Consider the following 21445-nt stretch of genomic DNA (forward strand, 5'->3'; position numbering starts at 1 on the left):
CCTCACTTCCAAAGGATTATCTTGAGAGTCTGAACATTTTGTGCAAAAATCCTTTGACGCCACCGCTAACTGTATCACTTTGTGGGATTTCAAGAAAACGTTTTGCAATTTGATTAATAGCAATAGATGCCTCTGTTCCCGGGTATGCAAGGGTAAAAGGTACTTGGCGCTTCACAGCCTTCGAAACATTGGGATCATCCGGGAGGATGCCGAGATGCGGAAGCTCCGATTGGAGAAACCGTTGTGAAACCATGCTGATTTTGTCCGCGGTTTGTTTTCCTTCTCTCGCATCGGATGCACGGTTAACAATCAATTTGAATTGAATGTCTGCTTCCATTCCTTTAACCATCTTAATTAAAGCATATGCATCGGTAATCGATGTAGGTTCAGGAGTTGTAACGACAATCGTTTCTTGAGCAGCCGTTATAAACTTCATGGTCTCCTTCGATAATCCAGCGCCAGTATCGAACAGAATGACATCATATTTGCCGTGAAGCTTGCTGATTTCAGCCGCGAATCGGTCCAACTGTTCCAATGACAAGTCCATTAAATCACGGAACCCGGATCCCCCTGCAATAAAGTGAAGCCCCTCTGGACCTTCCTGCACAATCTCCCAGATTGTTTTTTCTTGCTTTAGCAAATGATAGAGATTGTAAGTCGATGAAACCCCCATCAGTACATCGATATTTGCCATACCGATGTCAGCATCAAAAACAAGTACTTTTTTACCTAACCGCTGCAATGAAAGAGCAAAATTCAAACTAAAATTCGACTTCCCTACTCCGCCCTTCCCGCTGGTTACCGTTACAACCCGAGTCGCAAGAACATCTTCACCGCGTTCTTGCTGTTTGACTAAGTTACGCAACGCTTCAGCTTGGTCCATCATGAGACACTACTCCTCAAAAGCTGTCGAATATACGAATCAACTTTAAAGCTTTCAATATCATCCGGAACGGTTTGCCCGCTTGCCATGTATGTCGGCAGCAGCTCATAATTCATGATGAGATTGAAAATGGCTCCATATACGGATGTTTCATCAAGCTTTGTGAATAGCACCTTCCGTACACCGTATTTGCAAAAGTGATCTGCAACTGCGGCCATATCACGTGTTTTGCCTGTCATGCTTAACACGAGCACCGTTTCGCTCGGCTCGCTCGTTTGAAGCAGGCTGTTCACTTCTGAAACGTGAAGCTCGCTGCGGAAATTTCGACCTGCTGTATCCATATAAATTAATTCACGCTCTTCAAGCTGCTTGAATGCGCGTGGCAAATCCATTTGCGAAAAAACAACCTCCATCGGAACGTTCAAAATGTTAGCGTAAGTCCTAAGCTGGTCCACCGCTGCGATTCGATAAGTATCTGAAGTAATAAACCCAACTTTTTTCCCTTGCTTGATGGTTTGTTCAGCTGCCAGCTTTGCAATAGTCGTTGTCTTGCCAACACCTGTCGGACCTACGAAATGTACTACTCTGACTTGATCGCTAATGCCGCTTCCGCTATAAGGTTGAAGCCAGGCTTCGAGCAGCAAAAATGCCTGCTCCCAGACCTGCTCTTTATTATAGGAAGTTCCTTCTTCCGTTTGCTTGTCTAAAATTTCGTTAAGCAAGCGTTCAATCCATTGCGAATCCATCTCTTGCTCAGCAAGATGGTCACTTAATGCAATCAGATGCTCTGACAGCTCTGTGCTTTGACTCTGCTTCTTTGACAAAGTGACCATATATTCTTTTAAATCTCTGATTTCATCAATTATGAATTGTTCCCGCTCATTGCGTTTTTTTTCCTGCTCGTCAATCAAAGGTGCTGGTGGCGGCTCCATAACTGCAGTAGCCGTTCTTTGTACCGATTGAAGGATTTGTTCGACAGCAGCATCGACTTGCGGGTTCGGTGCCCGCTGCGCTTGAGCTGGGGGATTGGCTTGATTCGTTTCAATAGCTGCAATAACTTCCATCTTTTTTTTGCTAAACATGCCCATAAAGCCGCCGACCTTGATTTCTTTTGTGTTCAGAATAACGGCGTCTTTACCTAGCTCACTTCTAATTAACGACACGGCCTCAGGCAATGCGTTTACGACATATCGTTTCACTCTCATAAATTCACCACCCCAACGCTTTGCACCTCAATGTTTGGCTCTAGTTCACTGTATGAAAGCACCGGTACATCCTGCATCGTTCTTTCAACAATTTGTCTAAGGTACATGCGAATTGTAGGCGAAGCGAGCACAACTGGCTGCTGGCCTGATTGAATCTGACGATTGACATGCTCGTTCAGCTTCTGATAGATCTGCTGCGTGGATATCGGATCCAATGCGATATAACTGCCTTGATCCGACTGCTGAACAGACTCAGCGATTTTTTTCTCCAGCTGCGGTCCTACTGTAATCACTTTCAGCGTATCGCTGCCTGATGAGAATTGTTGCGTAATTTGTCTTGATAATGACTGTCTTACATATTCCGTCAATATATCAGGATCCTTCGTATAATTTCCATGATCCGCTAACGCTTCGAATATCGTCACCAGATCACGAATGGATACCTTCTCGCGCAACAGCTTGGACAATACCTTTTGAACATCACCAACAGTAAGGATGGCAGGAATCAGTTCTTCAATAAGTGCTGGGTATGATTCTTTAACATTCTCAACAAGCTGCTTCGTTTCTTGCCGGCCAATAAGCTCATGAGCATGTCGTTTAATAATTTCTGTCAGATGCGTCGCAACTACAGATGGGGGATCAACAACGGTATACCCGGAGAGCTCTGCCCTCTCCTTCATCTGCTCATCAATCCAAATGGCTGGCAATCCAAAAGCAGGCTCTACCGTTTCAATCCCAATAACGGAATCATCCTCAAACCCAGGACTCATTGCCAGATAATGATTCAGCAACAAATCTCCTCGAGCTACGGTATTTCCTTTTATTTTGATTACATATTCATTTGGCTTCAATTGAATGTTGTCGCGAATCCGTATAACAGGAACAACAAGTCCCAGCTCAAGAGCGCATTGCCTGCGAATCATAATGATTCTATCAAGCAAGTCTCCACCCTGCTGGGTATCTGCTAGAGGGATAAGACCATAACCAAACTCAAATTCAATCGGATCAACCTGCAGTAAACTAATTACGCTCTCTGGGCTGCGAACTTCTTCGATCTGCTGCTCTTCAACGAGCATCTCCTCTTGTTCTTGCTGTTTGTTGATTGCTTTTTGCATATACCAGCCGCCAAAAGCAAGCATAATTGCAAACGGCCACGTTCTTAGCGGACCGATTGGCGTTAAACCGAGTAATCCGATTGTTCCTGCCGCAATAAACAATAACTTAGGATACTTGAATAATTGAGCGGTAACATCCTCTGCCAAGTTGCCGTCTGATGCTGCTCTCGTCACAATAAGACCAGCCGCTGTCGAGATAAGCAAAGCAGGGATTTGACTCACAAGTCCATCACCAATAGTCAGAATAGAGAAAGTGGAGAGCGATTCGCCAAAACTTAAGTCGTGAATCGCCATACCGATAATGAAACCACCGACTAGATTTATGACTAGAATAATAATAGATGCAATTGCATCCCCTTTTACGAACTTGCTTGCACCGTCCATCGCTCCGTAAAAATCAGCTTCCCGCTCGATTTTCGAACGACGGGCTTTTGCTTGCTGCTCATTGATCAGTCCGGCATTCAAATCCGCGTCAATACTCATCTGCTTACCGGGCATTGCATCAAGCGTGAATCTTGCCGCAACCTCAGCAACACGCTCCGAGCCTTTTGTGATTACGATAAACTGCACCACAACAAGGATAAGGAAGACGATAAATCCTATCGCAATTTGTCCTCCGCCTACCCAGCTGCCGAAGGCCGCGACAACTTCCCCAGCCTCGGCATGAGATAAAATATTTCTTGTTGTTGAGACGTTTAGAGCTAGTCGAAACAGGGTAGTTATTAACAGTATTGCAGGGAAGATAGAGAAATCCAGCGCTTCCTTCGTATTCATCGCAATAAGTAAAATCATCAAGGCAATTGAAATGTTTAAAATAATGAGTATATCAAGTAGTAGGACTGGGATCGGGATTATCATCATGAGTACAATGCCAATTACGCCAAATAATACTACAAAGTCTTTTGCTTTCATGACGCCGTCTCCTCCCGTAGTGTTAAGATGATTTTACTCGGCCTTTCATTTTGTATACATATGCAAGCACCTCAGCCACCGCTTGAAACAAGTCTGGAGGAATGACATCCCCGATTTCAGCCCGTTCATACAACGCTCTGGCAAGTGGTTTATTTTCCATCATGACTACGCCATTTTCTTTAGCTATCTCCCTAATGCGAAGCGCCACGTGATCCATCCCTTTTGCAATGATCTTCGGTGCTTCCATCTTAGAGGCATCATATTTCAGTGCGATAGCAAAATGTGTAGGGTTGGTAATGATGACATCCGCGTTAGGCACTTCCTGCATCATGCGCTGAAACGCCATTCTCCTCTGACGCTGGCGAATTCTGCCTTTAATCAACGGATCTCCTTCAGATTTCTTATGTTCATCTTTAATATCTTGTTTTGACATTTTCAAACTTTTATTGTGTTCGTATCGTTGATAGAAATAATCAGCAATTGCCAATACAGTTAGTACAGCCCCGATTTCTATCCCTAATCTCAACGTTAAACTTGCAGTAAAAGTAAATATTTGTTGAATGGGTAGACTAGCAAGAACTAATATTCGTTCCCATTCTTTTGAAATTGTGATATAAACTAAAACACCAATAATTAGTAGCTTCAAGACGCTTTTCAAAAATTCAACGATCGTCTTAGCAGAAAAAATTTGTTTAAAACCACTTATTGGATTCAACTTCTCTATTTTCAACTTTAACGGTTCACCTGTTAAAAGAAATCCAAACTGTATAACATTACCTAAAACCCCAATAACCATTGTTATTACAAAAATAGGCATTAATATTAAGAGCATTTCAGTTGATATATCAATAAAGAGTGACAGCACGTTGCCCGTGGTTAGTTCCATGAGCAACCAGTCTTCAAACAGATTCCCAAATAGCATCATAATATGTTTCTTGTAATAATCACCAAACATAATAAAGCCCATAAAGATAAACAGTAATATAAATGATCCTGGTAGATCAGAGGATCTAGCAATTTGTCCTTTGTTTCTAGCTTCACTCTTTTTCTTTGGAGTTGCCTGTTCTGTTTTTTCTTGACTGAAAAGCTGGAGATCAAGCTTTAGACGATAATCCCGCACACAAGTATTCCTCCTATTGCCCCACAGTCGGTGGTCTTTGAACAACTCCTAATAATTGCTCTAATGACTCGAACATAATGGAAAATAATTTTTCAAAAATACCTGCAAGACTCGGCATTAACAAAATTAATAAAAAAAGACCTATTATAAGTTTAATGGGAATTCCGATTACAAATACGTTAAATTGAGGTGCTGATTTTGTCAAAAACCCTAATCCAGCATCTGTAAGAAACATCGCAACAATTAGTGGTGCTGCAGTTTGAATGGCTAATAAAAAAGTGTTGCTAAATGTTCTTAACAAAAAATCCGTTATACTACCATTCATAAAACGACTGAACAGTACGTTATCGAGTGGCATCCATTGATAACTGTCCATGAGGCCTGTCAATAAAAAATGATGGCCGTTCATCATGAGGAAAATTACGATAATCAACATGTATTTAAAGTTACCAAGCAGTGGGGCAGAAGTTCCTGTATGCGGATCAACGATATTTGCCATTGCGAATCCAACCTGTAAATCCATAAAAGCTCCAGCCGTTTGAACCACAGTGAAAAATAAATAAACAACATAGCCCATTAACACACCTATCAATATCTCGCGAAACAAGATGAGCACATACTCTGCATCAGGCACGATCGATTGTTTCATTCCATACGTTAGGAAAACGATAAATGAAATGAAAAAACCGAGTCCTAGTTTAAAGACATTCGGCACGCCTCGCGAAGAAAAGACAGGCGCAACGACGAAAAACGCAGTTATTCGACAAAAGATCAACAAAAAAATAGGAAAACCTTGTACGATCGCATTCATCCACTCACAACCTAACCGATGTAATTATGAAGATTATTCAGCAGATTGTATGTGAAATCGATAACCGTATTTAGAATCCATGGTCCAAAAATGATAATGGATACAAAAACCGCTACAATTTTCGGAACAAATGCGAGCGTCTGCTCTTGAATCTGAGTTGTTGCTTGGAAAATACTAATGATTAGACCTACGACCAAAGCAAGAACGAGCATTGGCGCACTGGCTTTCAAAACCACGAATACAGCCTCTCCGGCTAACCCGATTATGAAATCAGTACTCATCGAACGTCACTCCCTGCTAGTATCACGTGTTGAAGCTTAACAATAAAGATTTAACGATTAAGTACCAACCATCCACTAACACAAACAGCAATAATTTAAACGGTAGAGAAATCATAACAGGAGGCAGCATCATCATCCCCATAGCCATTAAGGTGCTGGCTACGATCATATCGATGACTAGAAAAGGAATGAAAATCATGAAACCCATTTGAAAGGCTGTTTTCAATTCGCTTATTGCATAAGCTGGTATTAATACCGTAATAGGAATCTCCTCGAATGAAGCAGGCTTCTCCGTTTTTGTGTAATTCATGAACAGCATAAGATCCTTTTCGCGCGTATGCGAGAACATGAACTTCTTCATTGGAATAGATGCTTCTTTAAAGGCATCGGTTTGACTGATCTCTCCTTTGAGGTATGGCTGAAGTGCAACCTCATTCACCTGCGAGAAGGTTGGAGCCATAATAAAAAAGGTAAGAAACATCGCTAAGCCGATTAGCACCTGGTTAGGAGGCATTTGCTGTGTACCAAGCGAAGTCCTGACAAAACCCAATACGATTACAATTCGTGTAAAGCTAGTCATAAGCACCATTATTGCTGGAGCAATGCTTAACACTGTAATCAAGAGAAGTATGGATAATGCGCTTGTACCGGGTGCTTCGCCATTCCCGTCACCAATATTGATGGATACATCGGGCAACGGCTCTGCAAATGCTTGATCATGAACGAACATGGCAAGCATCAGTACAGCGACGATTGATATCCACCACTTATTTTTCATCATCCATCAACCGTTCATTTAATTTTGAGTTATGCAATAGCGATTCCAACTGCTGTTTACGATCAGCTTGCTGACTAAGTTTATTTTGTAATAAATCTTCAAAAGAGGACGATTTGTTCCATTGTTCATTTATAGGCTCTGATTCATTCTTTTTGTTGCGATTTTTGAGCTTGTTAATTACTTGTCCTACAACGTCATTGCCCCATCCAGCATCCTTTTGACGCTCTAACGCTGCAATTACAGCGGTAACCTGCTCTGGATCGTCTAACTTATCAATTAGAGTGATGCTTTCGCCAACGCCAACTATGTAGATTCGACCTGCAATTTCAACGACTTGCATGGAATTGTTCTGGCCGAGTGCAATGCCGCCGAGTGAGCGAAGCGATCGATTCGCTCCCCACATACGGTTGCGCTGAGACAGCCATTTAATGACAAAAATAATTAATACGATTACGATAGCAAGTGCGACGATGACCCATACCAAACTGCCTGCGAGATCATTTGATCCCGTGAACACCATTTGTTCGTCATTGCTTGCGCTGCTGCCGTCTAAGGCAGCAGCAGCCGCAAATCGAGGCCATATCGCCATCCCAAGAGCAGACACCATTGAAATGCGCGAAGTTAAGTTAAGCATAATATCTAACCGTTATCCGAGAGTTTTCTTAATCGCTTCGATTACACGATCAGCTTGAAACGGTTTGACGATGAAGTCCTTTGCGCCTGCTTGAATCGCATCAATTACCATTGCTTGCTGACCCATTGCTGAACACATAATCACTTTTGCGTTTCCATCGAGCTTTTTAATTTCTTTCAATGCGGAAATTCCGTCCATTTCAGGCATCGTAATATCCATCGTTGTCAAATCTGGTTTTAGTTCCTTGTACTTCTCAACCGCCTGGGCGCCATCTTGGGCTTCACCGACGACTTCGTATCCGTTCTTTGATAAAATGTCACGAATCATCATTCGCATAAATGCTGCGTCGTCTACGATTAGAATGCGGTTTGCCATCTTTTTATCCTCCTAGGATGCTATTGTAATTTTTGAATGCGGTCCCATTGGCTTACGATATCCGTAACTCGAACACCAAAGTTTTCATCGATAACAACAACCTCGCCTTTGGCAATGAGTTTATTGTTTACCAGGATGTCAACCGGCTCACCGGCTAACTTGTCCAGCTCAATAATTGAACCTTGCGACAGCTCCAAAATATCTTTTATCTGCTTTTGGGTCCTTCCTAATTCTACAGTGACCTTTAGCGGTATGTCGAGAAGTAAATTGAGGTTTGTCTCATCTGGCTGAATATATGGCACATTGCCAAAATTAGCAAATTGGACAGGCTGTACATTAACGTTTCGATTCGCAGCATGACCATAGGTATGCGGACCAGGCGGCTGCATGCTCATATCATAGCCCGCTGCAGGCGTTTGGTACTGCGTAGGCGGCATTTGCTGCTGCATAGGCGGTGCTGCATGCATTTGAGGCGGCGCAGCGTTCATATACGCGGTTGCTGCCGTTTCCTGCATCGCGGCTTGTTGTGCCGAAGCAGGCGGTGCTGTTTGTGGTGCTGCCACGGCTTCTGGAGCTGCCGGTTCGTCTACCGTTCCCATCAAAATATCTACCATTTGCTTCGCAAAAGGGATCGGAAGCAGCTGCATGATCGTTGAATCAATGAGATCGCCTATTGTCAATCGGAAAGATATTTTGATAAACAAATCAACCGGCGGCAAATGCTCCATGCCGTCACCATTGTTCACATCTAAAATATCGATGCCAGGAGGCGAAATATTAACAAAACGATTGAATATCGTAGACATCGAAGTCGCCGATGAGCCCATCATTTGATTCATTGCTTCTTGCACAGCGCTGATATGAATTTCATTTAGCTCTTCAACCGTTATATTGGTTCCTTCGCCGCCGAGCATGAGATCCGCGATGATCTGAGCGTCCTTCGTTTTAATAACCAAAGAATTAATGCCTTGAAACCCATCGACATATTGAACGCTAACAGCAACATGAGGTTTAGGGAAAATATCGGCAAGCTCTTCCTTTTTCACAATCGTTACTTGAGGTGTCGTAATGTCTACTTTTTTACCTAACAACGTCGATAATGCTGTCGCTGCGCTGCCAAAAGTAATGTTTCCTATTTCACCGAGCGCTGATTGTTCCATCTCAGATAGGAAGTCCGAAAGCTGCGATCCGCCTTCTGAAGGTTGCTCGGCTTCCGAATCATTGGAGGACTGACGAAGCAATGCATCGATTTCCTCTTGTGACAAATAGTCCTTACTCATCATAATCTTCTTCCACTCCTTCAACGACAATCTCATCTACTTGAACAGCTATCCGATCTTTAACAGAGCCGGGACTGCCAATAAACTTAAGCTTATCCCCCACTTTAATTTTCAAGCCTTCATCCACTGACTTATTAAGTGAAATAACATCCCCAACATTCAGACCTAAAAATTCTTTAATGGTAAGCGCCGATTCACCTAACTCAGCAACGATGGGAAGCTTAGCTTTGTTAACACGCTGCTCCAGAATCTCCACCTCTTCTGGCGCGCGAGCTTTCTTCTGGGAAACAAACCAATGATGGACAGATAACCTTGACATAATGGGTTCAATAACGACATGGGGGATACAGAGATTGATCATACCCGTTGTGTCGCCAATTTTTGTGCTGAACGAAATTAGGGCTATCGTTTCATTCGGCGAAACAATCTGCATAAACTGCGGATTGGTTTCCAAAGCTTCTAGCCTTGGCGAAATGTCGATAATCGTTTTCCATGCTTCCTGCAAGCTTTCAAACGTTCTGCTGAAGATTCGTTCCATTATAATGGTTTCAATCTCCGTTAAATTGTTGATTTTGGAAGGTGCTATGCCTTGTCCTCCAAGCATACGGTCAAGCATGGCATAGGCCACATTCGGATGAACCTCAAGCACCATTCGACCTTCGAGCGGCTCCGCTTCAAATATATTCAAGATCGTCATTTTAGGAATCGAACGAATGAATTCGTCATAAGGCAACTGCTCGACCTGCACGACATTAATTTGAACAAAAGTGCGAAGTTGCGCTGAGAAATAGGTTGTCAAATATCGCGCAAAGTTTTCATGTATCCTTGTTAAGCTCCTTATATGATCCTTCGAAAAACGAACGGCGCGCTTAAAATCATACAAGCTGACTTTTCGGGTCGTTTCTTCCTTCTTGAGATCCTCTGCGTCCATTTCGCCAGAATCCAAGGCTGCTAATAGCGCATCTATTTCATTTTGCGATAGAACATCAACCAAATATCTCACCTCCTTCGAGGAATGTCGGCGTAGTTAAGTTAAATTTCAGTAATGATAAAGTTAGTGATTTCTACTTTAACCAATTTTCCTTTTGGAATGATTGGCGTAATAAGATTCAGCAGCTTGGATTCAAGCGCATCTTCTCCCTGCGAACCGTTCAGTTCATCAGCAGTCATGTCAGCTAGTGCTCTGTTAATGATCGGCCTAACTTCAATTTCGATAATCTTATCGAACTCTTCCTTAGCTTTCTTCCCGTCAAGTTGGAACGCAAAGCTAAGCACAACAACATATTCCGGATCCTTCAGATTTCTTCTGAAATCCTTTAATTCGGAAGTAACCTCCACCCGCTCGTCCGCGGATAATACCTTAACCTCGATTGTCTTTGTTTCTGTAGCTTGCTCTTTCGGATCAGCAAAGAATGACTTAAACAAAATAATGGCAACAACAGCTATTAGTGTTATAGATAATAGAATTGTTATTAACCATGGAAGCATTTTTTTCATGATGAGGGACCCTCCGTTTGCTCACTCTTTTGGGCCGCCGCAATGAGGCCAATTGTGCGTAAATATTGTTGATTAAGCAACAGCAGCTCAGATGTTTTCTCCGTAACGACTAATTTTTTTCCTGTCGTAAGCGTTATAACCGTATCTGCTGCTTCTTCAATCACTTCAATCAATAAAGCATTTATTGTCACTTTTGTTCCATTTAAACGCGTTACGGTAATCATTAGTTACCCCCCTCACACCTAGGGGAGGCACTAAGCCTCCCGCTCGTTATGAATTACCTATCGTTTTAAGTTAACAACCTCTTGCAGAATCTCATCTGAAGTCGTGATGATTCGAGAGTTGGCTTGGAAGCCGCGTTGTGCCACGATCATTTCCGTAAACTCAGCAGTTAAATCAACATTGGACATTTCAAGCTGACCCGCAATAATAGCGCCTGTTCCTAGTTCCGGATCACCTGCGAATGTCATGAAATCTTCAATCGAAGCGTCTGGATTCGCATTGGCTGTAACACGATACATGTTACCGCCAAGCTTCTCTAATCCGCTTGGGTTTACAACTTTAGCAACCCCTAGTTGCGCAATGGGTTCAGTACCGTCAACCGTTACCCCCATAATCGTACCGTCCTGACCGATAGAAAAAGCAGTAATCGCTTCATCAAGAATGATTGGCTCTTGATCTACGCTAAGAACAAAATAGCCGTCACCAGTCACGAGCTGTCTGTTTGAATCAAGCGTAAAGTTCCCCGCACGAGTTAGAAGCATTTCGGAATCATCACTTGCTCTGACTACGAAAAAACCGTCTCCATCAAGCCGAAGATCTGTCGGTTGGTTAGTAGTCATTGCACTTCCCGCTGTATGTACGGTATCAATAGAACCGATAGATACGCCTAATCCGATTTGCTTAGCATTTACACCGCCGCGAACACCTTCCTCAGGTGCTGTGACGCCAGCAACTGTTTGGCTAAGAATATCCTTAAACATAACACGGCCCGCTTTAAAGCCAACCGTATTTACATTCGCAATATTGTTACCAATAACGTCCAGCTTTGTTTGAAAGCCGCGCATACCAGAAACGCCCGAATACATCGATCTTAGCATTTAGATTATTCCTCCTGGAATATAATATGAAATCCTCTTATTTCAAATTGTAGTATGCACTATCATTTAGCTGCTTCAATCGATCCACAGCCTGAGGCTCCCTGATAGGTCCAGCCTTCTCACGATAAAATAATAGCACTATCAATTTGCGTAAATACATTGCTTTTCATTTGTCCGCCATCCATCGCGGTTACGACGGTTCGACTCGGCACATTTACTATCATAGCAATATCGCGAAATACAATTAAGGAATCCTGCGCCCCTTTGGAGGCTGCTTCTTCTACCGCATTTATAATTTTAGTCAGTGATTCAGGCTGCAACTTAATGCCCCTCTGCTGCATGCGTACCTCCGCATGATGGCTGAATTTAAGCACTTTGGCATTAAGCATTTCTTGAAATTCTGACGACTGCGAATGACGGTTGACTGCAGTCTTGCCCGCTTGGTGAGGTGTGGTTATGACTGGGAAAATATGACCAATTTTCATACCTTCGTTCATATTAGCCTTCAGCTCCTTCCTCAGCATTCGCTGGATTAGAAGATTCGCTGCCTGCATCATCGTCGCTTGAAGAATCCCCGTTGTCGCTTGTTTCAGAAATCGAAGTTACATAATCAAGTGCAACCTCAGCTCCGCCTACTCTCGCATACAGGATGCCTTCCTTCGAAATAATGGAATCAACAACGCCTTTGACCGTAGTAATCTCACCTGCTTCGTCATACTCGTTCCACTCTATCGACTTACCGATTAAGCTTGAAGCAGAACCAATGTTCTGACGCATTAAGGTAAGCTCAGTAGACATGTTCATGAGCTGCTCGACAGATGTAAATTGAGCCATTTGCGCGATAAAATCTTTATCCTGCAACGGCTGCATCGGATCCTGATTGCGCAGCTGTGTAACGAGAATACTTAAGAACTGATCTTTTCCAAGTGTATCTGAACTTTTTTTGTTAGCAGCGGCTTGAACGTTGGCTTGGCTGTAGTTAGGCCATACCGCACGAGTAGAAACGCTATCTGTCATTTCCAATCACCTCCGTTCATTTGGACGGTACTTTTGCGATATTATGCTCTGACATTTATGCCTCTACCGAATCCAAGTCCTTGGATCGTAGCTTGCTGAACCATTTCAGTCTCGAATTGGCTATCGCTTGTACTTTCATCATGGTTAAATCTTTGTCGACTCGAAGATTGCTGCTGGCTGCTTCCCTGCCCTTGCTGCTGCTGAGATAGCTGCGATGTCGATTGTCCTTGTGAAACCTCCAGCTTGTCAACCATTAGCCCCTGCGCTTGGAGTGCAGAACGCAGCTGTGCCATTTGGTTGTCTAGCATGTCCTTCGCCATTGCAGTATCTGTCTGAAAAACAGCAGTCAATAAACCGTTTTGCATCGTTATACGCACATCAACCTGACCTAAATGCTCAGGGAATAACATGATTTTGGCTTCCGAAACACCATTGACCATCGTCAAATCCAATTTTTGAACAATCATACCCGTCATCGACTTAGCGAACTCTTCTGCAACAACATAGGAAGTTGCAGTCGGAGCGTTTGCCGTCAATGGAGCTAGACCGCGAATCGTCTCCGCATTGCTTGTACCGAGATGCAATTGCAAATTGCTTTCAACATTAGAAACCGCTGGATCCGTATCCACGCTTTGCTCCATCGTTTGTGCAATGGTTGAGAACATCATCGGGTGAGCAGTTTGCTGCGATAAACGTTGCAAAAGGACGCCGGTATCCGCTTGAGGTGCCAGCTGCGCGGTAAACAGTTGTTGTGTGAAGGTCGTCGATTTCGTTTGTGATTTCGTCGTATCCACCGGCTGACCTTCCAGAATCGCTGTTAACGCTTGAAGCTGCTGAGCAACCACTATAGCTGGTTCTTGTTGATGAATGAGCTTCATAGAGCCTTGATTTAGCATGATCTGCATTTGAACAAGCGTATCCTGAAGCTTATTCCTAATATTGACTGCTTGATTAAGCTCTTGTGTTACATCTAAGCTTGAATCATCCAAAGGAACATCCGTATTCGACTGCTGGACTAGCGGTACAGGTAATCCGAGCAAAGCAAGTAAAGCGCTCATTTGATCCAACATATCTGATAGTTGGTTCAAATGCTCATCGTCTATTGGTTTCGTTTCTTCATCCGCTGTTTCAGATGATTCCAGCTTATCTAACAAACCATCAATAATCGACATAAGTTCCAAAAGTGTTGGTGAAGCTACAGCTTCCTCCCCTTCGACAACTGCTTTATTATTCACAACATCGACAAGAGGCGTTGCTTTTGATTGTCCTGATTTAGTGGTCGTATCGTTGTTTAATTGTTGAACCAACGTTTTTTGAAACACAGCTCCTTCAGCCGCTTTACTTCCTTGAGCGTTTGAAGCTGCTTGCGCTTGAGGCTGGGCATTACTTGCCTGCGGTATAGCTATTTCCATTTTTTTCACCTCCTTTCAAATAGTGAATATCACAATCCAAAAGACGGAGTTAACTACCTGACATCAGCTTCGTTACGAGCTGAGCTGTTACTTTTTCATCAATCCCAGACATTTCAGCTAGAATGGAAGATCTCGTTTCATTATCTACCGCGTTTAAAATCCGAAGCACTTTGCTAGGACTAACATCAACCATTTTAACCAGTAATTCTCCTGCACTTTTAGCATCCATTGCTGTAAAGGTTGCACTGAGCTGCTCTTGATCAAGAACGGAAGATGCGGGCTTAGCCACCTCTGTTTTCTCAGATTCAAGTCGAGCTTGAAGCGCTGCAATCTGCATGTCTTTAGCAGTAACATTATCCTTCAGCTTCATAGCAGCATTTGCAGCTGTCTGAGGATTCATTTTTTCCATTATACGTACCCGGTCATCAGGACGCATATTCGCAAACACAAGAACCATTTCATCCAGTGTCATGCTTTGCAGGATCGGAGCTGCTTTACTAGGCGTAATTTTGGAGAACATGCTTGCCAGCTCCTGAATTTTCACCTGGTACTGCTCGTCCTCTAATGCATCTGATTCATTTGAACTCTTTAGCTGCGAATTGTCACTCTCTAAATCCTTCACTTCTTGCTCCAGCGAGGATTTTGTTTGATTCGCTGCAGCCAATTCGCTTTCGATTGCCGTCAACTGGGCTTGCAAGTCCGCAATTTTGGCTGACATGTTCGAAGTTTTCAATTCATCGTCATTTATTGAACCACCTGCAACCTTTGGTTCAGGCAATACGTCTTTTAAGACAGGAATTGAATTTCCGGCTGTAAGCATTTTATTGCGGAAATCGTTATTAAACAAAGTAAACAATACACCGAGCAGTACGATGGCAAACAAAATCGGCGTCATCAAAAACATCATTCTCTCAAGTGCACTGTAGCTTTGCTTCTCTTTTTCCGTACCCGCCAATTCCATTCACTCCCTCTAGCCGGTATCACGCATCACTTTATGGGGTTGGTATCATGAAACGGACGCTTGCCATCTCATCCAGCTCGTTCTGCTCTTTTATTTGCATAGCATACTGGAACCGATCACGCGCATGATCTTTTGCTTTTAGCCAAACCTTTTCATCTTTCATCTTGTCTGAAAGGTTAAGTCTGCTTTGCTCAACCGCTTTTTGTGCATGCAACACGTCTTTCATTTTGTTTGTAATACAAGCTACTAAATAATCCAAATATTGCTGAATGACTTGAAGCTCAGATAGTGGAACCGCAATTTTAGCAGCATCAATCAGTTTGAATTCCCACTCCTGTTGTTTCACACGTAATTGCTCAAGTGAAAGTTCCTCAGCAGTTAACACGCCAACGGCAGAGGACAGCATCCACTCCGCTTGCGTTTTCTCGCTGCCCTTTAAATCGACAACCCTCTGAAATGTATACCGAAACGATGCCATTTAAAGGTTCAACTCCTGTAGAAGTGATTAATCAAACCTGATTGCGCTTCTTCCAAGCTAACTTTTTCATTCGTTTTTTGCTTCGTATAGCTCTGTATGGATTCAATAAATTGCATCGCCGTATCAATTTCTTGATTGGATCCTCTTTGGTACGCCCCAATATTGATGAGGTCCTCCGAATCTCTATAAATAGACAGAAGCTTTTTCAATTCATTCGCCGCATCCTGCTGTTCCTCGGTTACGATTTCTTTCATAACACGACTTACAGAAGCTAGGATATCGATTGCAGGGAAATGCCCTTTATGCGCTAATTGACGGCTTAATACGATATGCCCGTCTAGAATGCCGCGAACAGCATCAGCAATTGGCTCATTCATGTCATCACCATCGACAAGCACGGTATAAAATGCGGTAATTGAGCCGCTGGGCCCTGTTCCTGCCCGTTCTAATAGCTTCGGCAACGCAGCAAATACAGATGGCGTATAACCTCGCGTGGCAGGTGGTTCACCTATAGCTAAGCCAACTTCACGAAGTGCCATAGCATAGCGGGTAACCGAGTCCATCATAAGCATGACGTTTAAGCCTCTATCTCTAAAATACTCAGCGATAGATGTAGCAATCAGCGCTCCTTTAATACGTATAAGAGCTGGCTGGTCAGAGGTAGCTACGATAACAACGGAACGAGCCAAGCCTTCTGGGCCGAGATCCTTCTCGATGAATTCCAATACCTCGCGCCCACGCTCGCCAATAAGGGCAATCACATTGACATCGGCGGATGTATTCCGCGCAATCATACCTAGCAGTGTGCTTTTACCAACGCCGGATCCTGCGAAAATACCTACACGTTGACCACGGCCAACCGTAAGCAATCCATCAATGGCTCTTACTCCGATGCCGAGTGGTTCGACCACACGAGGCCTTTTCAGCGGGTTGCTGGGCTCATTATAAGTTGAATAATGCGGCATCCGCCTAGGCAGAAAAGATCCATCGAGTGGATTACCTAAACCGTCAAGCACCTTACCAAGCAATTCTGATCCAACTTGAACCGTCAAAGGCTTGCCTGTACCAACGACATCGCATCCAGGACTAATGGCATGCAGATCGCCCAAGGGCATTAGAATAACCTTATTCTCGCGAAATCCAACGACTTCAGCTTTTATGGGCTTTGCACCTTTGGACGGATAGATAAAACAGACATCACCTATGCTCGCATCGGGTCCTTCTGACTCGACCGTCAGTCCGATGACTTGCGTTACTTTTCCGTTCACCCTAACAGGATCGAGCGGATGCAGATGTTCGATATATTTAAGCACATCAAGATTATTCACTATCATCGGAATGACCTCGCTCTTCGCTGCTGTGATGAGCAAGATGAATCAACTCGCGCTTAATTTCTGAGAGCTGCGTGTCAATCCGCGCATCAATGCTTCCGAAAGCCGATCGGATAACACAACCGTTATCCTTCACTGTAGAGTCGGGTAAAATCTGCAGTTCAGCCTGGGAGTCAATTGCAAAATGAAGCTCCTCGCGAGCAGCTTGTACGAAAGCCAGCTGACCTGGTGCGACACACAGCGTAATGACACCTTGCTCTCTTCTGCGTGAAAGCGATTTGCGTATAAGCTCGATAGCCATATCAGGCGCTAAAGTAAGCTGCTGTCCAATAATTTTTTCGGCGATTGCACAGCTAAGTTCAACTAGAAAAGGCTCAGCCTCTTGGATAATTTGTTCTCTCATATCAAAAGCTGTTTTCAGCACATCGGATGCTTCAGCAATTTTTTGCTCCCAGACTTCTCGTAGCTCCGCTTCGGATTGTGCAGATCCTTCAGCGTAGCCAAGATCGTATCCTTTTTGTTTAGAAAGCTCAGATGCAGCTTCATCTTCCGTTCGTTTTTGCAGCCACCAAACTTCAATTTGCTGCTCGGTTTCAGAAAGCAGCCTTTCGCTTTCCGACGCTGCCTCTTGCAGTCTTTCTTCAGCATAAAGCTGAGCGTCATTTAAAATTTGATCTCGCAAGTTTATCGTCTCTTCATCAGGTCCAAGCTCAATCTCCTCTTCCTGACTAAGTGTTTCTTCGATTTCAAAATTCCGCTGATGCAGCCATTCCAGCTGCTTCAATTGGTCAAGAGTAATCACACTCGATGATTTGATCAAATTAGACAATGATATCGTCTCCTCCACCACGGGCGATGATGATTTCACCAGACTCTTCTAATCTGCGAATGGTAGCTACGATACGAGTTTGCGCTTCTTCAACATCACGAAGTCGAACGGGACCCATGAACTCCATTTCTTCTTTAAACGTCTCAGCCATACGTTTGGACATATTTCGGAATATTGCTTCACGAACCTCTTCACTTGCCACTTTAAGCGCAAGCTGAAGATCTGAGTTCTCAATATCACGAATAATACGCTGAATCGAACGATTGTCGATATTGACGATATCTTCGAAGACGAACATGCGTTTCTTGATTTCTTCTGCAAGCTCAGGATCTTGTATTTCGAGCGCATCCAGAATAGTCCGCTCCGTTCCGCGATCTACACCGTTTAGAATTTGTACGATGGAGTCAATGCCGCCGGCATTCGTGTAATCCTGCGTAACCGTAGCCGAGAGTTTCTGCTCCAATACACGTTCAACTTCCGAAATGACTTCAGGCGATGTACTGTCCATCAATGCAATTCGTCTAGCAACCTCTGCTTGCTTTTCTTGAGGAAGCGAAGAGAGAATATGCGAAGATTGCTCCGATTGCAAATAGGAGAGTACTAACGCAATCGTTTGAGAATTTTCATTCTGTATAAAATTCAAAATTTGAGTAGGCTCTGCTTTTCTCGCAAAATCAAACGGTCTTACTTGCAGCGTCGCTGTCAATCGGTTGATAACCTCCAGCGCTTTCTGTTCGCCAAGTGCCTTTTCCAAAATATCTTTTGCATATGAAATGCCGCCTTGCGTGATATATTCCTGAGCCATGCAGATTTGATGAAATTCGCTTAGAATCGTTTCACGATCCATGCTGTCTACTTTTCGGACATTAGCAATTTCAAGCGTAAGCTGTTCAATTTCTTCATCGCGCAAATGTTTGAATATTTGTGCAGATACTTCAGGCCCAAGCGTAATGAGTAATATTGCTGCTTTCTGACGTCCTGATAAGCCTTGCATCGATTTCGACACCTGAACCACCTCTATTCATCCACAAGCCATGTGCGAAGAAGATTAACGAACTCATCCGGTTTCCGTTTGGCAAGTGTTTCAAGATTTTTCCGAGCCTGACTGTCATTGTTGACACTTTCCAAGTCGAGAGTTGGATATTCCACTTTTGAAGGAGCTGCCAATTCAATTTCTTCCTCAGCCGCTTTCTTGCGTCTGCGAGCAAGAATGACGATAAGTCCTCCAATAATAGCTAGAGCTGCAACACCAATTCCGATTATCCATGGCATACTTAATGCGTTTGCTTGATTATCGGCTGTATTGCCTGAGAACGTTCTTGCAATGATAGCAACCTTTTTCTCGATGAGCTGGTCATTCGTTACGTCTTGACCGGAATCAGCCAGCTGCGCGCGGACTAAAGCAGTCAAATAAGCCATGATTGCTGTTCTGCTGTCTCCATCCTCTATTTGAGACGCTTCGATACCTATACTAATAGAAAGGTCTTTCAGAACAAATGGCCCAGAAACAATATTGCTGTTTATTCTCGTAAAGTCATAGTTCCGAATTTGTGAACTTGTCTCTGTAGAATTTTCGCCGGTTGTTGAAGCTTCGTATCCTGGAACATCGGTTTCACCAGTACCAGCAACGCCCCCTGCTTCCCCTGACGTGCCAGTTGATGTACTGTTTGAAATATCTTCACTAACTATAATCCCATTATTATTATTGTTATCCAGCGGCTTGACAACAGACTCTTCCGATGTTTTTTTATCGAAGTTCATGCTGCTTGAAACTTGAATAACAAGATTGTCGGCTCCGACGATCGGACCTAGAAATTGCTGAATATTTTTTTTGAGTTCTGTTTCATATTTCCGTTGAATGCTGAATTGCGATTCTACAGCATCTGTACTGTTCGCCAATCCACCATCAGCCTCTGAGAAGCTTAATTCCCCTTGCGGGCTCGAGATCGTTATATCTTTCATTTCCAGATTAGGAACAGCGGTTTTTACAAGGTTGTAATACCCATCCACCTCTTTTTGGCTAGGACGGTAACCTGACATAAACTTGATCATGATCGAAGCTGATGCTTGTTCCGCGTCTTCAGGAGAAAGAAATACGCTCTCTTCCGGCAAATTTATTAACACCTTTGAGCTGTCTACGCCTTGCATGGCGTTTAGAAGCTGCTGTATTTCCCCATTTAGCGCATTCAGATATTTCACATTGAATTCATTTTCTGTCGTTCCAAACTGGCTTGAACTTGAAGTAAATGCCTCGAAGCCGATCGAACCATTTTGAACTAGTCCTTGCGAACCCACGTCCACTTTAATTCGTGCAGCATCCGTGCTTGGAACAGATATACTTTTTCCATTGTTGCTAAGCTCATAAGGAATTCCGCTGCCATCGAGGTAAGTCATAATCGCAGCTGCGTCTGTTGTATCTAAATTCTGGAAAGCAATTTCGTATTCCGTCCTTGTAAATACGATTGTTAACAAAATGATTGTTAACAACAATCCACTAATAGAAGCCCCCAACCAAATTTTTTGTTTTCTGCCCATTTGGCCCCAAAATTGAGTGAGCCTTGCTCTATATTGGGCGATTCTCTCGTTCACGTTGTCACCTCACCCAAATACTATGCTAGTTCGAAATGATGATTAGATTTGCATCCGCATGATTTCTTGATATGCTTCTACCACTTTGTTGCGGACTTGTGAGGTAAGTTGCAAGCTTAGTTGCGCTTGCTCAGAAGCGATTAGAACCTTGGTAACATCCACTTCACCGATTAAGTACTTATCATTAAGCTTATGAACGTTTTTTTCTTGGTTACTGACATTATCAATTGCTGTTTGCAAATATTGTCCAAATGATTGAGTCAGTTGAGCTGGAGTCGCTTCTTGGATGGGTTTAGCTTCAATCAGCTTTACTGGTTGAATGGGGCCGAGCGACATCGATTGTATCATCATTTTCCCTCCTTGTCGTTCCTTGCGCTACTCGCAAGTTTATCTACCTATTTCAAGCGCTTTGACAAACATAGCTTTTGTTGCATTCAATGCGGTAACATTCGCTTCATAAGAACGAGTCGCTGCTATCATATCGACCATCTCTTTTGTTACATCCACATTTGGCATATTTACATAGCCATTTGCGTCAGCATCCGGATGCGTCGGATTATAAATAAGTTTGTTTGGTGATTGATCTTCTTTGATTCTTGTAACCTTGACGCCCGAAGCAGTTGAGTTTCCACTCATTTGCTGGGAGAGCACGCTTGAAAACGATTGCTGTAGTGGCTCCATAACAACCATCTTCCGCTTATAGGGTTGAAATTGTCCATTTACGAAACTTCCCCGCGTCGTTTCTGCATTCGCAATGTTAGAGGAAATAACATCCATCCGCAGGCGCTGCGCCGACAGTGCAGAAGCACTAACATCAAATCCTGTTGACAACTTCAT

At 43.4% G+C, this 21445-nt stretch carries 25 protein-coding genes; all 25 read right to left on the reverse strand.

Annotated elements, in window-relative coordinates:
- Window positions 1-16: 16 nt before the first annotated feature.
- On the reverse strand, window positions 17-886 hold the full coding sequence (locus tag FHS16_RS10440; protein ID WP_183561707.1) for a MinD/ParA family protein: 870 nt from the start codon (window positions 884-886) through the stop codon (window positions 17-19).
- A complete protein-coding gene (gene flhF, locus FHS16_RS10445; protein WP_183561709.1) occupies window positions 883-2088 on the reverse strand; it encodes a flagellar biosynthesis GTPase FlhF in 1206 nt (401 codons plus the stop codon). The genes FHS16_RS10440 and flhF overlap by 4 nt, the downstream gene beginning before the upstream one ends.
- Complete coding sequence (gene flhA, locus FHS16_RS10450; RefSeq protein WP_183561711.1) at window positions 2085-4115, reverse strand: flagellar biosynthesis protein FlhA; 2031 nt, start codon at window positions 4113-4115, stop codon at window positions 2085-2087. Before flhA ends, flhF begins: the two co-directional genes overlap by 4 nt.
- A 22-nt stretch (window positions 4116-4137) precedes the next feature.
- Window positions 4138-5235, reverse strand: a complete 1098-nt coding sequence (gene flhB / locus FHS16_RS10455) for a flagellar biosynthesis protein FlhB (RefSeq protein ID WP_183561713.1) — start codon at window positions 5233-5235, stop codon at window positions 4138-4140.
- Window positions 5236-5248: 13 nt separating this feature from the next.
- Complete coding sequence (gene fliR, locus FHS16_RS10460; protein WP_183561715.1) at window positions 5249-6046, reverse strand: flagellar biosynthetic protein FliR; 798 nt, start codon at window positions 6044-6046, stop codon at window positions 5249-5251.
- Between the two features lie 11 nt (window positions 6047-6057).
- Window positions 6058-6327: a flagellar biosynthesis protein FliQ gene (fliQ, locus tag FHS16_RS10465; RefSeq protein ID WP_183561717.1), complete on the reverse strand. Its 270-nt coding sequence runs from the start codon at window positions 6325-6327 to the stop codon at window positions 6058-6060.
- 22 nt (window positions 6328-6349) lie between these two features.
- Window positions 6350-7066: a flagellar type III secretion system pore protein FliP gene (gene fliP / locus FHS16_RS10470; RefSeq protein ID WP_376769663.1), complete on the reverse strand. Its 717-nt coding sequence runs from the start codon at window positions 7064-7066 to the stop codon at window positions 6350-6352.
- A gap of 28 nt (window positions 7067-7094) precedes the next feature.
- On the reverse strand, window positions 7095-7694 hold the full coding sequence (locus tag FHS16_RS10475) for a flagellar biosynthetic protein FliO (RefSeq protein WP_183561719.1): 600 nt from the start codon (window positions 7692-7694) through the stop codon (window positions 7095-7097).
- 57 nt (window positions 7695-7751) lie between these two features.
- The gene (locus FHS16_RS10480) at window positions 7752-8114 is read right to left on the reverse strand and encodes a response regulator (RefSeq protein WP_028611027.1); all 363 of its coding nucleotides are present in this window, start codon (window positions 8112-8114) and stop codon (window positions 7752-7754) included.
- 20 nt (window positions 8115-8134) lie between these two features.
- Window positions 8135-9397, reverse strand: a complete 1263-nt coding sequence (gene fliY, locus FHS16_RS10485; protein ID WP_183561721.1) for a flagellar motor switch phosphatase FliY — start codon at window positions 9395-9397, stop codon at window positions 8135-8137.
- Window positions 9387-10388: a flagellar motor switch protein FliM gene (gene fliM, locus FHS16_RS10490; protein ID WP_183561723.1), complete on the reverse strand. Its 1002-nt coding sequence runs from the start codon at window positions 10386-10388 to the stop codon at window positions 9387-9389. Before fliM ends, fliY begins: the two co-directional genes overlap by 11 nt.
- 38 nt (window positions 10389-10426) lie before the next feature.
- Window positions 10427-10891, reverse strand: coding sequence for a flagellar basal body-associated FliL family protein (locus FHS16_RS10495; RefSeq protein ID WP_183561725.1), 465 nt, complete (start codon window positions 10889-10891; stop codon window positions 10427-10429).
- Window positions 10888-11115 carry a flagellar FlbD family protein gene (locus FHS16_RS10500; protein ID WP_183561727.1) on the reverse strand — a complete coding sequence of 76 codons (228 nt, stop codon included), beginning with the start codon at window positions 11113-11115 and terminating at the stop codon, window positions 10888-10890. Before FHS16_RS10500 ends, FHS16_RS10495 begins: the two co-directional genes overlap by 4 nt.
- Before the next feature lie 57 nt (window positions 11116-11172).
- Entirely contained in the window at window positions 11173-11991 is an 819-nt protein-coding gene (flgG, locus tag FHS16_RS10505; protein WP_183561729.1) for a flagellar basal body rod protein FlgG, read from the reverse strand.
- A 119-nt stretch (window positions 11992-12110) separates the two neighbouring features.
- Window positions 12111-12488 carry a TIGR02530 family flagellar biosynthesis protein gene (locus FHS16_RS10510; RefSeq protein WP_183561731.1) on the reverse strand — a complete coding sequence of 126 codons (378 nt, stop codon included), beginning with the start codon at window positions 12486-12488 and terminating at the stop codon, window positions 12111-12113.
- Between the two features lies 1 nt (window position 12489).
- On the reverse strand, window positions 12490-13014 hold the full coding sequence (locus tag FHS16_RS10515) for a flagellar hook capping FlgD N-terminal domain-containing protein (protein WP_183561733.1): 525 nt from the start codon (window positions 13012-13014) through the stop codon (window positions 12490-12492).
- Between the two features lie 35 nt (window positions 13015-13049).
- Window positions 13050-14420 (reverse strand): flagellar hook-length control protein FliK, encoded by a 1371-nt coding sequence (locus FHS16_RS10520; RefSeq protein WP_183561735.1) that lies wholly within the window; start codon window positions 14418-14420, stop codon window positions 13050-13052.
- Between the two features lie 49 nt (window positions 14421-14469).
- Window positions 14470-15375 carry a magnesium transporter MgtE N-terminal domain-containing protein gene (locus FHS16_RS10525; protein WP_183561737.1) on the reverse strand — a complete coding sequence of 302 codons (906 nt, stop codon included), beginning with the start codon at window positions 15373-15375 and terminating at the stop codon, window positions 14470-14472.
- 37 nt (window positions 15376-15412) lie between these two features.
- Entirely contained in the window at window positions 15413-15859 is a 447-nt protein-coding gene (fliJ, locus tag FHS16_RS10530; protein ID WP_183561739.1) for a flagellar export protein FliJ, read from the reverse strand.
- Between the two features lie 8 nt (window positions 15860-15867).
- Window positions 15868-17193, reverse strand: coding sequence for a flagellar protein export ATPase FliI (gene fliI, locus FHS16_RS10535; protein WP_183561741.1), 1326 nt, complete (start codon window positions 17191-17193; stop codon window positions 15868-15870).
- Window positions 17180-18019 (reverse strand): FliH/SctL family protein, encoded by an 840-nt coding sequence (locus tag FHS16_RS10540; RefSeq protein WP_183561743.1) that lies wholly within the window; start codon window positions 18017-18019, stop codon window positions 17180-17182. The genes fliI and FHS16_RS10540 overlap by 14 nt, the downstream gene beginning before the upstream one ends.
- Window positions 18012-19013, reverse strand: a complete 1002-nt coding sequence (fliG, locus tag FHS16_RS10545; RefSeq protein ID WP_183562118.1) for a flagellar motor switch protein FliG — start codon at window positions 19011-19013, stop codon at window positions 18012-18014. Before fliG ends, FHS16_RS10540 begins: the two co-directional genes overlap by 8 nt.
- Window positions 19014-19036: 23 nt before the next feature.
- A complete protein-coding gene (fliF, locus tag FHS16_RS10550; protein ID WP_183561745.1) occupies window positions 19037-20608 on the reverse strand; it encodes a flagellar basal-body MS-ring/collar protein FliF in 1572 nt (523 codons plus the stop codon).
- A gap of 42 nt (window positions 20609-20650) precedes the next feature.
- The gene (gene fliE, locus FHS16_RS10555) at window positions 20651-20956 is read right to left on the reverse strand and encodes a flagellar hook-basal body complex protein FliE (protein ID WP_183562120.1); all 306 of its coding nucleotides are present in this window, start codon (window positions 20954-20956) and stop codon (window positions 20651-20653) included.
- A 39-nt stretch (window positions 20957-20995) separates the two neighbouring features.
- Window positions 20996-21445: a flagellar basal body rod protein FlgC gene (flgC, locus tag FHS16_RS10560; RefSeq protein WP_183561747.1), complete on the reverse strand. Its 450-nt coding sequence runs from the start codon at window positions 21443-21445 to the stop codon at window positions 20996-20998.

This window comes from Paenibacillus endophyticus (assembly GCF_014192395.1).
Lineage (GTDB): Bacteria > Bacillota > Bacilli > Paenibacillales > Paenibacillaceae > Pristimantibacillus > Pristimantibacillus endophyticus.

Bases quoted from the DNA above. Each gene is read 5' to 3' on its own strand.
- FHS16_RS10440 (WP_183561707.1), bottom strand. From the start codon at position 886: ATGATGGACCAAGCTGAAGCGTTGCGTAACTTAGTCAAACAGCAAGAA.
- flhA (WP_183561711.1), bottom strand. From the start codon at position 4,115: ATGAAAGCAAAAGACTTTGTAGTATTATTTGGCGTAATTGGCATTGTA.
- FHS16_RS10500 (WP_183561727.1), bottom strand. From the start codon at position 11,115: ATGATTACCGTAACGCGTTTAAATGGAACAAAAGTGACAATAAATGCT.
- fliR (WP_183561715.1), bottom strand. From the start codon at position 6,046: ATGAATGCGATCGTACAAGGTTTTCCTATTTTTTTGTTGATCTTTTGT.
- flgC (WP_183561747.1), bottom strand. From the start codon at position 21,445: ATGAAGTTGTCAACAGGATTTGATGTTAGTGCTTCTGCACTGTCGGCG.
- fliG (WP_183562118.1), bottom strand. From the start codon at position 19,013: ATGCAAGGCTTATCAGGACGTCAGAAAGCAGCAATATTACTCATTACG.
- fliI (WP_183561741.1), bottom strand. From the start codon at position 17,193: ATGATAGTGAATAATCTTGATGTGCTTAAATATATCGAACATCTGCAT.
- fliP (WP_376769663.1), bottom strand. From the start codon at position 7,066: ATGCTTGCCATGTTCGTTCATGATCAAGCATTTGCAGAGCCGTTGCCC.
- fliE (WP_183562120.1), bottom strand. From the start codon at position 20,956: ATGATACAATCGATGTCGCTCGGCCCCATTCAACCAGTAAAGCTGATT.
- flhF (WP_183561709.1), bottom strand. From the start codon at position 2,088: ATGAGAGTGAAACGATATGTCGTAAACGCATTGCCTGAGGCCGTGTCG.
- FHS16_RS10495 (WP_183561725.1), bottom strand. From the start codon at position 10,891: ATGAAAAAAATGCTTCCATGGTTAATAACAATTCTATTATCTATAACA.
- FHS16_RS10475 (WP_183561719.1), bottom strand. From the start codon at position 7,694: ATGGCGATATGGCCTCGATTTGCGGCTGCTGCTGCCTTAGACGGCAGC.
- fliY (WP_183561721.1), bottom strand. From the start codon at position 9,397: ATGATGAGTAAGGACTATTTGTCACAAGAGGAAATCGATGCATTGCTT.
- fliQ (WP_183561717.1), bottom strand. From the start codon at position 6,327: ATGAGTACTGATTTCATAATCGGGTTAGCCGGAGAGGCTGTATTCGTG.
- FHS16_RS10480 (WP_028611027.1), bottom strand. From the start codon at position 8,114: ATGGCAAACCGCATTCTAATCGTAGACGACGCAGCATTTATGCGAATG.
- flgG (WP_183561729.1), bottom strand. From the start codon at position 11,991: ATGCTAAGATCGATGTATTCGGGCGTTTCTGGTATGCGCGGCTTTCAA.
- FHS16_RS10510 (WP_183561731.1), bottom strand. From the start codon at position 12,488: ATGAACGAAGGTATGAAAATTGGTCATATTTTCCCAGTCATAACCACA.
- fliJ (WP_183561739.1), bottom strand. From the start codon at position 15,859: ATGGCATCGTTTCGGTATACATTTCAGAGGGTTGTCGATTTAAAGGGC.
- FHS16_RS10520 (WP_183561735.1), bottom strand. From the start codon at position 14,420: ATGGAAATAGCTATACCGCAGGCAAGTAATGCCCAGCCTCAAGCGCAA.